The organism is Achromobacter sp. (assembly GCF_032102605.1).
Classification (GTDB): domain Bacteria; phylum Pseudomonadota; class Gammaproteobacteria; order Burkholderiales; family Burkholderiaceae_B; genus Achromobacter.
Genome location: NZ_DAMDGT010000009.1, coordinates 234429 through 247220, shown reverse-complemented (window position 1 = coordinate 247220; position 12792 = coordinate 234429). Strand labels below are relative to the sequence as shown.

Annotated in this window: 13 protein-coding genes; 2 read left to right on the top strand and 11 right to left on the bottom strand. The window is 66.1% G+C overall.

The genetic code is table 11. The features are described 5' to 3' along the window. Window positions 1-20: 20 nt before the first annotated feature. From RT614_RS20775 to argS, 5 genes are all read right to left on the bottom strand, one after another. On the bottom strand, window positions 21-968 hold the full coding sequence (locus RT614_RS20775; protein WP_313624009.1) for an alpha/beta fold hydrolase: 948 nt from the start codon (window positions 966-968) through the stop codon (window positions 21-23). Beyond that, window positions 965-2176, bottom strand: coding sequence for an ABC transporter substrate-binding protein (locus RT614_RS20770; protein WP_313624008.1), 1212 nt, complete (start codon window positions 2174-2176; stop codon window positions 965-967). The genes RT614_RS20775 and RT614_RS20770 overlap by 4 nt, the downstream gene beginning before the upstream one ends. Window positions 2177-2338: 162 nt before the next feature. After that, the gene (locus RT614_RS20765; protein WP_313624007.1) at window positions 2339-2971 is read right to left on the bottom strand and encodes a thiol:disulfide interchange protein DsbA/DsbL; all 633 of its coding nucleotides are present in this window, start codon (window positions 2969-2971) and stop codon (window positions 2339-2341) included. 79 nt (window positions 2972-3050) lie between these two features. Next, entirely contained in the window at window positions 3051-3770 is a 720-nt protein-coding gene (locus RT614_RS20760; protein WP_313624006.1) for an SPOR domain-containing protein, read from the bottom strand. Between the two features lie 9 nt (window positions 3771-3779). Beyond that, window positions 3780-5465, bottom strand: coding sequence for an arginine--tRNA ligase (argS, locus tag RT614_RS20755; protein ID WP_313624005.1), 1686 nt, complete (start codon window positions 5463-5465; stop codon window positions 3780-3782). A 260-nt stretch (window positions 5466-5725) separates the two neighbouring features. On the opposite strand from argS, the gene RT614_RS20750 reads away from it, so the two are divergent. Beyond that, window positions 5726-6073, top strand: a complete 348-nt coding sequence (locus tag RT614_RS20750; protein ID WP_313624004.1) for a DUF1840 domain-containing protein — start codon at window positions 5726-5728, stop codon at window positions 6071-6073. Between the two features lie 81 nt (window positions 6074-6154). Continuing rightward, a complete protein-coding gene (locus RT614_RS20745) occupies window positions 6155-6472 on the top strand; it encodes a hypothetical protein (RefSeq protein WP_313624003.1) in 318 nt (105 codons plus the stop codon). 81 nt (window positions 6473-6553) lie between these two features. Here the strand turns inward: RT614_RS20745 and RT614_RS20740 are convergent, their stop codons facing one another. The 6 genes from RT614_RS20740 to RT614_RS20715 all read right to left on the bottom strand — a co-directional run bounded on the left by RT614_RS20740 (window position 6554) and on the right by RT614_RS20715 (window position 12596). After that, window positions 6554-7354: a carbohydrate ABC transporter permease gene (locus RT614_RS20740; RefSeq protein WP_313624002.1), complete on the bottom strand. Its 801-nt coding sequence runs from the start codon at window positions 7352-7354 to the stop codon at window positions 6554-6556. Further along, a complete protein-coding gene (locus tag RT614_RS20735; protein ID WP_313624001.1) occupies window positions 7351-8226 on the bottom strand; it encodes a sugar ABC transporter permease in 876 nt (291 codons plus the stop codon). The genes RT614_RS20740 and RT614_RS20735 overlap by 4 nt, the downstream gene beginning before the upstream one ends. A gap of 15 nt (window positions 8227-8241) precedes the next feature. Further along, window positions 8242-9537 (bottom strand): ABC transporter substrate-binding protein, encoded by a 1296-nt coding sequence (locus tag RT614_RS20730; RefSeq protein WP_313624000.1) that lies wholly within the window; start codon window positions 9535-9537, stop codon window positions 8242-8244. A gap of 33 nt (window positions 9538-9570) precedes the next feature. Next, window positions 9571-10626 carry an ABC transporter ATP-binding protein gene (locus RT614_RS20725; protein WP_313623999.1) on the bottom strand — a complete coding sequence of 352 codons (1056 nt, stop codon included), beginning with the start codon at window positions 10624-10626 and terminating at the stop codon, window positions 9571-9573. Between the two features lie 114 nt (window positions 10627-10740). Beyond that, window positions 10741-11538, bottom strand: coding sequence for a phosphodiesterase (locus RT614_RS20720; protein WP_313623998.1), 798 nt, complete (start codon window positions 11536-11538; stop codon window positions 10741-10743). Between the two features lie 44 nt (window positions 11539-11582). Beyond that, a complete protein-coding gene (locus RT614_RS20715) occupies window positions 11583-12596 on the bottom strand; it encodes a LacI family DNA-binding transcriptional regulator (protein ID WP_313623997.1) in 1014 nt (337 codons plus the stop codon). Window positions 12597-12792 lie beyond the last annotated feature (196 nt).

The window sequence follows — 12792 nt, the reverse complement described above, 5'->3', positions numbered from 1 at the left end:
GCCATTGCGGCGCGGCGTCTTCAGGCTGCCGCGCCGCGTATCCAGGCGCCGATGCGCGCGGCGATGTCATCGCTGTTGTCGTCCATCATCGGCATATGGGAATTGCCCATGACGCCCATGTCGGCCAGGCGCCACGTTTCCACGCGGGCGCCATGGCGCGTCAATTCATCGGCGTAGGCGGCGCCGCTTGCGCACAGCTTCTGCCATAGCGGCGTGGCGTCCAGGTAGTCGCCATACACGAACAGGAACGGCTTGCCCGCCACGCTGGCCGTCGCGACCTCGTTCGTGAACCCCGACGGTTCCACGCCGATCACTCCTCGCACCAGATCCGGACGCGCATGCAGCGCGCGGTAGGCCACCTCTCCGCCATGGCTGTGCGCCAGCACCAGGCAAGGGCCCACGCGGTCCAGCACCGCGCAGAAGCCCTGCAAGGCCGCGTCGTTGTTGCCCAGCCAGCGCGGCACCGCGTGGCGGATGAAGGCGTCGAAGGCGGACACCGGGAAGCGCTGGCCCGCGAAGGCGCGCCGCGCCGCGAAATCCTCGGCCCGTCCGAAGCGGAACAACGACCAGCTTTCCTCGGCGTTGCGGATGATGGGCGGTTCCGGCCAGACCTGCTCGAACGGCGCCCACCCGGCGCGTCCGCGCTCGACGTTGTCCACGACGTACACCGCATGCCCCTGGCGCAGGAAATGCTGCACCCAGCCCGACCGGCCGTCCGGCGTCTGTTCCCACATCGCGCCCGTCATCCCGCCGCCGTGCAGCAGCACGATGGGCAGCGGATGCGACCGCCGCGCCGGAATGAAATACTGCACGTAGGCCTGCTCGAAGTGATACAGGCCATTGGGGTCGTAGGCCAGCGAAGCCGTCTGCGTGAAGGCGATGTCGCGCTTGGGCAGGCCTTCCACGCGCACGGCCCTGCCGCCCGCGTAGAAGCTGCCGAAGTCCGCCAGGGCGATTTCCTGCGTCATTGCTTGACCAGCGGGCACTGGCTGTCGGACAGCGGCCAGGCCAGCGTGTCGCCGGGGATGGTGCGCACGATGTTGTAGTAGTCCCAGGGCGCCTTGGATTGCTCGGGCGTCTTCACCTGCGCCAGCATCATGTCGCGCACCACCAGGCCGTCTGCGCGGATGTGCGCGTTCAGGCTGAAGGGGTCGTCGATGGGCAGCGATTTCATCTTGGTCATCACCGCGTCGGAATCCACCGTGCCCGCCGCCTTCACCGCCTGCAGGTAATGGCGCACCGAACTGTAGACGCCGGCCTGCAGGAAGGTGGGCGGCCGGCCCACGCGGGCTTCGAACTTCTTGGTGAACGCGCGCGTGCCGTCGTTCATGTCCCAGTACGAGGGCACGGTCAGGTAGGTTTTCTGCGCAGCCGCAAGGCCCAGGCTGTGCACGTCGGTCAGGAGCAGCAGCATGGCCGCCAGCTGCTGCGTGCCGCCGATGCCGAATTCGGCCGCCTGCTTGATGGCCGATATGGTGTCGCCGCCGGCATTGGCGATGGCGATGATCTGCGCCTTGGAACCCTGCGCCTGCAGCAGGAAGGACGCAAAGTCCGACGCATTCAGCGGATGGAAAACGGTGCCGGCCACTTCGCCGCCGTTCGCCTTGACGACGGTCTCGGTGTCTGCGGCAAGCTGCTTGCCGAAGGCGTAGTCGGACGCCAGGATGAACCAGCGCTTGCCGCCTTCTTTGACCACGGCGGTGGCGGTGCCGCGCGACAGCGCATAAGTGGTGTAGGTCCATTGCACGCCATACGGCGAGCATTGCGCCTGCGTCAGCGCCGTCGTGCCGGGGCTGGAGAACAGCACCAGCTTTTTCTTTTCCCGCGCGATGCCCTGCACCGCCAGCGCGACCGACGAGTTCGGCACGTCCACCACGACGTCCACGCCGTCCGTGTCGTACCACTTGCGGACCATGCTGCTGCCGATGTCGGGGCGATGCTGGTGATCGCCGGAGACCAGCGTGATGGGCTTGCCCAGCACGGAGCCGCCCATTTCCTCGATGGCCAGCCGGGCGGCTTCCACCGAGCCCTTGCCGGTGGCGTCGGCGGTGACGCCCGCCATGTCCGTCAGCACGCCGATCTTCACGCCGTCGGCGGCGTTCGCGTGGGCCAGGCCGGCGGCCAGCGACAGGCACAAGCCCAGCGCTGCGCGGCTGCGCAGGAGTTGATTCTTCATTTGTCTTCCACCCTTTTGGCGCCGCGGGCGCGGCGAATTTTTATGGCGAAAGTGTATCGCGGCGCATCGGACTCGCACCTGAATGATCGACTCAAAACAAGGCCACAAAACTAAACGCCCCGGCCTTGCGGCTCGGGGCGTTTGGAATCAGCCTGGCGTGGCTTACTTGGCGCGCGCCATGGGGATGAGCTGGTTCACTTCCTTCAGGGCGCCTTCGTAGCTGTTGCCCGCCATGACCGGCGAGGTCATGAACTTGCCGCCCACGGCGAACGAGGGCGTGCCTTCGATGCGGTAGGCGTCGGCCAACTGGTTGGCGCGCTGCACCTGGGCCTGGACGCTGAACGAGTCGAACACGGAATCGAACTTGGCGCGGTCCACGCCCTGGGTGGCGATCCATTCGCCCATCGCCTTCTTGTCGAACAGGCGCTTGTGCTCGCCGTGGATGGCCGTGAAGACCTTCGGGTGCAGGTCCGGACGGTCCAGGGCCAGCAGCGTGTAGTAAAGCTGCTGAAGGGGCTTCATGCCGGCGTTGAAGGCGATAGGCACCTGCTTCAGCACCACATCCGACGGCGCGGTCTTGGCCCAGTCTTCGACCATGGGCTCCATGGCGGCGCAGTGCGGGCAGGTGTAGGCGAAGAATTCCAGGACCTCGACCTTGCCCGGGGTGTCCGAAGGCAGCGGCGGATTGATCGGCACGTACTGCTGGGCGCCTTGCGCGTGGCTGACCGGGCTGAAGAACGCCGTGGCGGTCAGCGCGGCGGCTGCCAGGATGCGAATGAGCTTGGGGGACAGCATGGATGAGGTTCCTGAATAAAAGGCTACAGACAGGCCCGGGGCCGGATTAGTTCAATGCAAAACCACCCGCCGGGCGCCCTTACTGGCGCACCACGGCGGTTTCGATCTTGTTCTCGCCCAGCCGGCCGCGCGCCCGGTTCATGTCGTCCAGACGGGCGAAAGGCCCCACGCGAACGCGGTTGATGGGCTTGCCGTTGAGTTCGGCCTTCTGCACCGCCACCGGCAGCCCCAGCAGGATGATGCGGGCTTTCAGCGATTCCGCGTCGTTTTCGCCGCGGAACGCGCCTGCTTGCAGGTAATACGTTCCGTTGGCGGCGGGGGCGGACTTGGCGGGGGCCGTGGCCGCCGGCGCAGGCTTCGATATGGGGGTCGGCGCCGTCCCGGGGGCGGCCGCGGCCGGCGTGGACGGAGCAGCGGCGGGCGCCCGGGTGGTGGGCAGCGTGGCGATCAGCGCGCCCAGATCGTCCATCCGGGAGGGCGTTTCGTCGCCCTTCGGCGGCGTGCCGGCGCCCGGCAGCGGAGCCGGCGCGGTGGCAGTGGGGCCGGTGGGCGGAGCCCCCGCCGCGCCGTCCCGGCCGTAGAGGCCCGCGTTGGGATCCGGCGCCTGGCGGGGATCGGGCAGCTTGCCCGAATCACCCTGGCGGCTGGCCCGGTCCACGAATGGCACGGGGGCCTTGGTGACGTAAAACGCGACGACGGCGGCGACGATCAGCCCGAGGAGCAGACCGGCCAGCGCCCCGTACAGGGTGCTGCCGCTTTCGCCGGAGGAACGGCTGGTAGGTTTGCGCTTTGTTGCCATGAACCGATGTTACATCCGCTCGGGCGCGGAAACGCCCAAGAGTTGCAGGCCGTTGGCCAGCACCTGGCGGGTCGTCGCGGCAAGGCGCAGGCGGGCCAGTTTCAGGGCCGTGTCGTCGACCAGGACGCGTTCGGCGTTGTACCAGGCGTGGAAGTCCGAGGCGCAATCGCGCAGCCAGAACGCGATATGGTGCGGCGACAGATCCTGGGCGGCCAGCGCCACCACTTGCGGAAACTCGGCCAGGCGCTGCATCAGCGCGAATTCGGTCGGCGCGGTCAGCTGCGCGGCGTCGGCCTTGGCCACGTCGTCGGCCGGCATGCCGGCGTTGTTGATGACCGAGCAGATGCGCGCGTGCGCGTACTGGATGTAATAGACGGGGTTTTCGTCGCTCTTGGACAGGGCCAGGTCCACGTCGAACACGAATTCCGTGTCGGCGCGGCGCTGGATCAGGAAGTAGCGCACGGCGTCGCGGCCGACCCAGTCGATCAGGTCGCGCATGGTGACGTAGCTGCCGGCGCGCTTGGAGATCTTGACCTCCTCGCCGCCGCGCATCACCTTGACCATCTTGTGCAGCACGTAGGACGGATAGTCCTTCGGGATGCCCTCTTCCAGCGCCTGCAGGCCGGCGCGCACACGCGCCACGGTGCCGTGGTGGTCGCTGCCCTGGATGTTCACGGCGCGGTGAAAGCCGCGCTCCCATTTGGCCTTGTGGTAGGCCACGTCCGGCACGAAATAGGTGTAGCCGCCTTCGCTCTTGCGCATGACGCGGTCTTTGTCGTCGCCCGTGCCGAGTTCGGTGGTGCGCAGCCACAGCGCGCCGCCTTCTTCGTAGGTGTGGCCGCCGGCGATCAGCGCCTTGACCGTGGCTTCGACGCGCCCGGACGTGTAGAGCGAGCTTTCGAGGTAATAGTTGTCGAACGCCAGGCCGAAGGCTTGCAGGTCCAGGTCCTGTTCGCGGCGCAGGTAGGCCACGGCGAAGACGCGGATGTCGTCCAGGCTGTCGATGTTGCCCGTGGCGGTGACGGGTTCGCCGTCGGAGGCCTGCAGCGTCTTGCCGGCCTGGAAGTCGCGGGCGATGTCGGCGATGTAGTCGCCCTTGTAGCCGTCGGCGGGCCAGTCGGGGGATTCGGTGGTCAGGCCGCGGGCGCGGGCTTGCACGCTGATGGCCAGGTTATGGATCTGGTTGCCCGCGTCGTTGTAATAGAACTCGCGGGTCACGTCCCAGCCGCTGGCGTCGTAGAGCCGGCACAGGGCGTCGCCCAGGGCGGCCTGGCGGGCATGGCCCACGTGCAGCGGGCCCGTGGGGTTGGCCGACACGAATTCGACCAGGATCTTCTCGCCGGTGCGGGCCGCGCGGCCGAAGTCGGCGCCTTGCTCGGACACCGCGGCGATCACGGCCTGGCGGGCAGCCGGGGTGATGCGCAGGTTGATGAACCCGGGGCCCGCCACTTCGGCGCTTTCGACCAGCGCGGCGGCATCGGGATTCGCCATCACGGCGTCGACGATGGCCTGCGCCAGTTCACGGGGATTGCGGCGCGCGGGCTTGGCGAGCTGCATGGCCACGTTGGTGGCGACGTCGCCGTGGGCGGCAACCTTGGGGCGCTCCAGCAGCACGTTGGCTTGAGCGTCGGGCAGGCTTTGCGCAACGGCGGCCTGGATCAGGGAGATAAGCTGTTTCTGTTGCTCGAGGAGCATGGGCGTCTGGCGTAGTTCTGAGTGAGTGACTTAGGCGGCGGCTTGCCGGCGATGCGCGCCGCGTCCGCAGGCTGGTCGCGTGGACCGGGCCGGGCGGGCCCCAGGGGGGGCTGGCGCGGTCATGCAGGATTCAGGGCCGCCGCAGGTCCGGCTGTCACGGGAATCCCCTGAATCATAGTTGATTTGAGGGCGCCAGTTGGCATCCCCGGGGCGTTGCGGTAGTGTATGTAAGTAAGGTAATCAATGTCGGAGACCCAAATATGCTGATCACTTTTCACTCAAAGGTCGTTGCTGAAGTCCTGATGCTGACCGACCACGCGGGCGCCCTGCTGCAGGCGGCTGGCAAGCCGATCGGCGACAAGATCCCCGAGCGCGGCGTATTCACCGTGGAACAGCTCGGACCGGCCATCAGCGGTATCGAGCGCGCGATCGACGAGTACCAGCATGCCCATGACGGCGCTGACGACGAAGACGAGGACAAGGCGCCGGCGGCCCCGATGGCGCGCGCGGTCGGCCTGAAGGAACGCGCCTTCCCCTTGCTGGACATGATGCGCCAATCGCAGGCGGCGGGCGCCGAGGTCACCTGGGAAGTGTCGCGGGGCTGGTAGCGATATGTCGCCGGACGGACAATCTGTCCGGCATTTTTTGCCTACCCTACTGGCCTGACGCCATCTGACGGAGCCTTCCCCATGCGCAGCGACATCACCATTGTTTTCGACGCCCGGCGTTCGCTGGACCTTTCCGCCAGCGTCGACCCCTCCCCGCAGCGCCAGGCCGGAGCGCGCGACTGGTTCGACGGCGCCTGGGAAACCCTGGGATGCGAGCCGCTGCGTCCCAGCGGCAAGGTCCTCTTGTTGGACAAGGTGCTTGGCGTGGCAGACGCGCTGGGCTACGACACGTTGTCCACCGACGAAAAAGAAGCCCGCGAATTTGCCGAGCACCTGGCGCTGGCGCTGGAACGGCCGCGCATCACGGTGGATCTGCCTGGGCTCACCGTGGGGTATTGACGCCCTGCCTCGCCTTCGACCATGAATGAAAAACCCCGCCAGAGCGGGGTTTTTTGTGCGCTGCGACAGCCCGGCGGGTGCTTACCGGATGCCCGCCCGCATGAACGACTGCACGAACTGGCGCTGGAACAGCAGGAACGCGATCAGAAGCGGCGCCGCCGACATCAGGGTGGCGGCGGTGATGACGGACCAGTCGATGCCCTGGTCCGTCGACGAGAACACCTGCAGGCCCACCGTCAGCGGACGGGATTCCACCGAGTTGGTGATGATCAGCGGCCACAGGAAGTTGTTCCAGTGGTGACTGACCGACACCAGCCCGTAGGCCACGTAGATCGGCTTGGCGAGCGGCACGTACACCTTCCAGAGCACTTGCAGCGCGTTCGCGCCTTCCATCCGCGCGGCCTCTTCCAGTTCGCGCGGGACCGTCTTGAAGGTCTGGCGCAGCAGGAAGATGCCGAATGCCGACGCGAAATACGGCAGGCCGATGGCGAACACCGTATCGCGCACCCCGAGCATGCTCATCGAACGGTAGTTCTCGACCAGCAGCACGTCCGGCATGATCATCAGCTGCAACAGCACCAGCATGAAGACGAAATCCCGGCCGCGGAACTCGAAGCGGGCGAACGCGTATCCCGCCAGCGTGGACAGCACCAGCTGAGCCGCCAGCACCATCGTGACCAGCACGAACGTGTTCAGGAAGTAGCGCGGAAACGGCGCCGCGTTCCAGGCGCGCGCGAAGTTGTCCAGCGTCAACGGCGCGAACAGGTCAAAGCGGGTCGCGTAGGCGGGCGGATGGAAGGCCGCCCACATGGCATAGGCCAGCGGCAGGATCCACAGAAGGCCCAGCGCCCACGCGCCCAGGGTATCGAGCTTGTCTTTCATTGGTAGTGCGTCCTGCGGTCCAGCCAGCGGAACTTGATCAGCGCCGTCAGCGCCAGCACCACCAGCAACACGACGGTCAGGGTTGCGGCGTACGCCGTGTCCCAGAAACTGAATCCCACCTGGTAGATGTAGTACAGCAGCAATGTGCTGGCGTTGTCCGGCCCGCCGCGCGTCATGACGACCACATGGTCGACCAGCCGGAACGCATTGATCAACGCGTTGATCAGCACGAAGAGCGTCGTGGGCATCAGCAGCGGCCAGAGGATGCGGCGGAAATACTGCCAGCGCGATGCGCCTTCCAGCATGGCTGCTTCACGCAGCGACGGCGACACCGTCTGCAGCGCGGCCAGGTAGAAGATCATGAAGAAGCCCGCTTCCTTCCATACGGTCACCAGCATCAGCGCGGGCAGCGCGGTTTCGCGATTGCCCAGCCAGTTGGGGCCGGGCGAGCCGAACCATCCCATCACCTGCGCGATCAGCCCGTATTGCGGCGTATAGAAGAACAGCCAGATGTTGGCCACCGCCACCATGGGCAGCACGGTAGGCGTGAAGTACGCCATGCGCAGGAACCCGCGCCCGCGCAGGTTGCGGTTCACCCACAGCGCCATGATCAGCGCGATGCCGATGGACGTGGGGATGGTGCCCAGCGCAAACCACAGGTTGTTCCACAACGACTGCCAGAAGACGGGGTCGTCGCGCATGACGGCGTAGTTTTCCAGCCCGACGAATCGGGCCGGGCGCGCGCCCTTGGGTGTGGAAAAGAAGCTGTGCCATAGCGTCGCCACCGCCGGGTAATGCGTGAAGGCGGCGAGCAGCACGATGGCTGGCAGCAGAAGCAGCCAGCCATAAAGCGCATTCAAAGAGCGGCTCATCGTGCTTGGGTCGGTTTACTTGTAGGAACGCAGTATGCGGTCAGACTCGCGCTGCGCGTCGGTCAGGGCCTGCTGCGGCGTCTTCGATCCCGTCAGGGCCGCCTGCAGGGCGTCGTTCAGGGTCTTGGTGACGCGCTGGTTTTCATGCGTGGAGAATTCCGCCACACTGACTTCCAGCTGGTCGCGCGCGACCGCCGCGGCCGGCACTTCCTGCGCGTACTTCTTCATCTTCTCGGTCTGCCAGGCGGCCGGCGTCACGGCCACATAGCCCGTGGCGATGCTCCAGTCGGCAGCGCGCTCCGGCGTGGTGGCCCACTGCGCGAACTTCAGCGCAGCCTGTTGCTGCTCCGGCGTGCCGCTCTTGAAAATATAGAAGTTGCCGCCGCCGGTGGGGCTGCCGCCGCGCTTTTGCTGCGGCATCATGGCCACGCCGAACGGGAAGTCGGCGTTCTTGCGGATGTTGGTCAGGTTGCCCGTGGTGGTCCACACCATGGCGGCCTTCTTTTCCAGGAAGTCCTTCGGCGTGGTGCCCCAGTCGATCGTGCCCGTCGGCATGATCTTGTGCTTGGCCGACAGATCGCGCCAGAACTGGGCGGCTTCCACCACCGCCGGCTTGTCCAGGTAGACCTCGTTGCCGGCTTCGTTCATCAGGATCGCGCCGTTGGGCGTGGTCAGCGCCTGGAACAGCCAGTAGGCGAACGCGCCGCCCGACGGGATCTCGATGCCCCACTGCGTCGTGTTGCCGGAAGCGTCCTGCTTGGTCAGCTTCTTGCCGTACTCGACCAGTTCGGCCCAGGTCTTGGGCGGCTGCTCGGGGTTCAGGCCGGCGGCCTTGAACAGGTCCTTGTTGTAGTACATGACGATGGTCGAACGCTGGAACGGAACGCCCCAGGTGTGGCCGCCGGTGCGGCTGTTCTGCATGAAGGCGTCGTAGAACCCGCCCAGCCACTTCTTGTCGGCGTCGCTCTTGGCCAGGCCGTCGATCGGCACGATGGCGTCTTCGTCGATCAGCGTGAACATGTCGGTGGACAGCAGTACCGCCAGTTGCGGGGGCGTGCCGCCCTTGAGTGCGGTCAGCGCCTTGGCGATCGAGTCCTGGTACGAGCCGGCGTAGATCGGCTTGATCTTGATGTCGGGATTTTCCTTTTGGAAATCCGCCACCATGTCGTCCACGATCTTGGTGATGGGGCCGCCGACCGCGACCGGGTAATAGAACTCCACCTCGACGGGCTTGTTCTGCGCCTGCGCAGGCAAAGAAAGGCAGGCGGCGGCCAGGCTGGCGGCCAGGGTCTTCAGTACGATGCGTCGCATGTTGTGTTTCCTTTCCTGTGGGTAGGGCGTCTTTTAGCGCCCGTCGATGTTGATGACCGCCGAATCGGCGGCAAAAAAATGCTGTTGCCCGTCCGGCCAGGACAGGCGCAGCGATTCGCCCGCGCTCGCGCGCAGATGGCCGCCGACCCGCACGGCGACGCCGCTGGTGTCGCCGATGCGACACACCACGATGGAGTCCGCGCCGAAGTACTCGACGCTTTCCACGGTGGCGGCAATGCCGTCGGCATCGATGCGGATGTGTTCCGGACGCACGCCCAGCTTCACGGCGCCGGCGGGCGCGCCCGCGACGACGGGGCCCTGCGTGCCGGCGATCACCGTGGAGCCCTGTTGCGGCGCAAGGTTGATCAAATTCATTGGGGGCGTGCCGATGAAGCGCGCCGCGAATTCGCTGGCCGGACGCGCATACAGGCCGTCAGGCGTGTCGTGCTGTTCGATCTGGCCGCCGCGCAACAGCACCACCTGGTCAGCCATGCTCATGGCCTCTGTCTGGTCGTGTGTCACGTAGACCATGGTGATGCCCAGGCTCTGCTGCAGCGCGCGGATCTCGCGCCGCATTTCGTGGCGCAACTGCGCGTCCAGGTTGGACAGCGGTTCATCCATCAGGCAGACCGGCGCCTCGGAGATCACGGCGCGGCCCAGCGCCACGCGCTGCTGCTGTCCTCCGGACAGTTGCGACGGCTTGCGGTCCAGCAGGTGGGAGAGTCCCAGCAGGCCGGCCACGCGCTGCAACCGGCGGTCGAAGTCGCGCGCGGGTTCCTTGCGCACCTTCAGGCCGAAGAGGATGTTCTCGCGCACCGACAAGTGCGGAAACAGCGCGTACGACTGGAACACCATGGAGATGCGGCGCTTGGCCGGCGGAAGCTGGGTGACGTCGCGGTCGCCGATGCGGATGGTGCCCGACGTCGGCGTATCCAGGCCGGCGATCATGCGCAGCGTGGTGGACTTGCCGCAACCCGACGGGCCCAACAGCACGGTGAAGCTGCCGGCCGGGACCGTGAAGCTCACGCCTTGGATCGCGGCAGCGCCGGCGTACTGTTTGGTGAGGTTATCCAGAACGATGGATGACATGCTGTCTCGAAGATCTATTTGTTAGATCCGCATTGTTGCCTGTTATGAAAACCTTTTCATTGTGCAGCGCAAACATGACGGATATGTGGCAATGCGGGGTTTCGTAGTCCAGGTTCAACCGAACGGATACGGGCCGGGGTAATCCCCAATGACGGCGTGATGCGTGACCAGGTTGCCATTGTTCCACCAATGAAGCTGATACCCGGGCGGCTCCATGATGTATTGCAGCGTCGGGCGCGGGCCGAGCTCCAGCGCAAGCTGGTGGGCCGTGCCGGGACAGGTCGATGCGATCGTGCCGCCGAAACGCTGGAAGATCGTGCGGTGCAAGTGGCCGCAAAGCACGCGTTCGACGTTCGGGTAGCGCGCCACGATGCTCTCCAGCTGCTGCGCGCCGGCCAACAGGCCGATGTCGTCCATGTGTTCGATGCCCGTCAGGAAAGGCGGATGGTGCATCAGCACCAACGTCGGCCGGCCGGGCTGTTCGGCCAGACGGTCGGCCAGCCAGTCCAGGCGGGTCTGGCACAGTTCGCCGTGGCTGTTCATCGGCACCACCGTGTCCAGCGCCAGCAGGCGCAGCGGGTAGGTGTCGACGGCGTACTGGATGAACGGACCGTCGCCTTGCAGGTACGCATGGTCGGGAAACGCCGCGCGCAATTGGGCGCGGTCGTCATGGTTGCCGGGCAGCAGGAAATACGGAATCTCCAGCGCCTGAAGGTGCTCGCGCAGCGTCTGGTATTCGATGGGCTTGCCCAGATCGGTAAGGTCGCCCGTGATCAGCACGCAGTCGGGCCGCGGCGTCAGGGCATTCAGGGCGCGCACGGCGGGCGCCAGGAAGGCCGCCGGATCGATGATGCCGTAAGCCTTGTCGCCCGGGGTGCGCATGTGCAGGTCGGTGATTTGTGCGATGAGCATGGCGGTGGAAATCTGGAATCGGTTGGAATGAGGAAACGCGCCGGCTACCGGCGCACGGACGCCGCGGTGCCGCCCACGACGATGCAATGCGGCAGGCGGTTCGATTGCGGGGGCTGGCCATGGATCTGCGCCAGCAGGTTGGAGCACGCCGTCTGGCCGATGCCGTCGCTGGGTTGGGCGACGGTCGTCAGGGGCGGGGTCAGCAAGGCGCCGAAGCGCATGCCGTCAAAACCGCACACCGAGATGTCCGCGGGCACGGACAGCCCCAGTCCGACAAGGTCCGCGATGACGGCGGTGGCCAGCAGATCGTTCGAGCAGAACAGCGCGGTGGGCGCCTGTTTGCCGCGCAATGCGGCCTTCAGGGCGTCCACGTCGCTGCCCGTGTGGGAACTCATCGAGATGTGTTGTATGGGTTCCAGGCCCAGCTTCTTGGCGCAGGCCCGGGCGCCTACCAGACGCCGCCGCGCGCGGTCGGATGCCGTCAACGGGCCCGTCACCAAGGCGATGCGCTTATGCCCCATCGCGGCCAGATGAGCCACCATGTCGCTTGCGGCGGCGCGATTGTCGACCGACGCGAAGGGGTGTTCGGATGATTCGTTGTAGACCAGCACGTACGGAATGCCCGAGCGGTCCAGGTCGTCCAGCGTGGCGCTTTTGCTGACGTCCGCCACCGTCAGGATCAGGCCATCGACCTGGTGGTCGATCAAGCCCTGCACGGCCGCGGATTCGACCGCCGGGTCATAACCGGTGGCTGTCAGCATGACGCTGTAGCCGGATTCCCGTGCGCGCCGTTCGGCGCCTTCGAAGCATTCCGCGAATACCGGGTTGGACAACGTGGGCAGGATCAGCCCGATGGTGCGCGTGCTGCCGGACCGCAGACTGCGACCCACGCGATTCGGACGGAAGCCCGCCCGCTTGGCAATGTTGCGGATGTGCGCCAGGGTGTCTGGATGCACGATCTCCGGCTGGTTGAACGCGCGCGACACCGTCGCCGGCGACACTCCCGCCTTGCGAGCCACTTCGATGATGGAAAAGCGGGGCGACGGGCGCGTAGCCATGAATGAATCGCTGCAAATTTGCTGAAAACGATTTCATCTTACTGTACGAATATGACCTTTGTATTGCACGGGTTTGCGCTATGCTGGCAGGGACGCAACAACACGAAGCCATGGCGCGGCTGCGTGCATTCAGGGTAATCCAGGGTTTTCGGTGTTTATCCCAATTGACGCGAAGCGCACAATGGCAAGGATCGGT

Coding starts and splice junctions, on each gene's coding strand:
- RT614_RS20775 (WP_313624009.1), bottom strand. CDS start 968: ATGACGCAGGAAATCGCCCTGGCGGACTTCGGCAGCTTCTACGCGGGC.
- RT614_RS20770 (WP_313624008.1), bottom strand. CDS start 2,176: ATGAAGAATCAACTCCTGCGCAGCCGCGCAGCGCTGGGCTTGTGCCTG.
- RT614_RS20765 (WP_313624007.1), bottom strand. CDS start 2,971: ATGCTGTCCCCCAAGCTCATTCGCATCCTGGCAGCCGCCGCGCTGACC.
- RT614_RS20760 (WP_313624006.1), bottom strand. CDS start 3,770: ATGGCAACAAAGCGCAAACCTACCAGCCGTTCCTCCGGCGAAAGCGGC.
- argS (WP_313624005.1), bottom strand. CDS start 5,465: ATGCTCCTCGAGCAACAGAAACAGCTTATCTCCCTGATCCAGGCCGCC.
- RT614_RS20750 (WP_313624004.1), top strand. CDS start 5,726: ATGCTGATCACTTTTCACTCAAAGGTCGTTGCTGAAGTCCTGATGCTG.
- RT614_RS20745 (WP_313624003.1), top strand. CDS start 6,155: ATGCGCAGCGACATCACCATTGTTTTCGACGCCCGGCGTTCGCTGGAC.
- RT614_RS20740 (WP_313624002.1), bottom strand. CDS start 7,354: ATGAAAGACAAGCTCGATACCCTGGGCGCGTGGGCGCTGGGCCTTCTG.
- RT614_RS20735 (WP_313624001.1), bottom strand. CDS start 8,226: ATGAGCCGCTCTTTGAATGCGCTTTATGGCTGGCTGCTTCTGCTGCCA.
- RT614_RS20730 (WP_313624000.1), bottom strand. CDS start 9,537: ATGCGACGCATCGTACTGAAGACCCTGGCCGCCAGCCTGGCCGCCGCC.
- RT614_RS20725 (WP_313623999.1), bottom strand. CDS start 10,626: ATGTCATCCATCGTTCTGGATAACCTCACCAAACAGTACGCCGGCGCT.
- RT614_RS20720 (WP_313623998.1), bottom strand. CDS start 11,538: ATGCTCATCGCACAAATCACCGACCTGCACATGCGCACCCCGGGCGAC.
- RT614_RS20715 (WP_313623997.1), bottom strand. CDS start 12,596: ATGGCTACGCGCCCGTCGCCCCGCTTTTCCATCATCGAAGTGGCTCGC.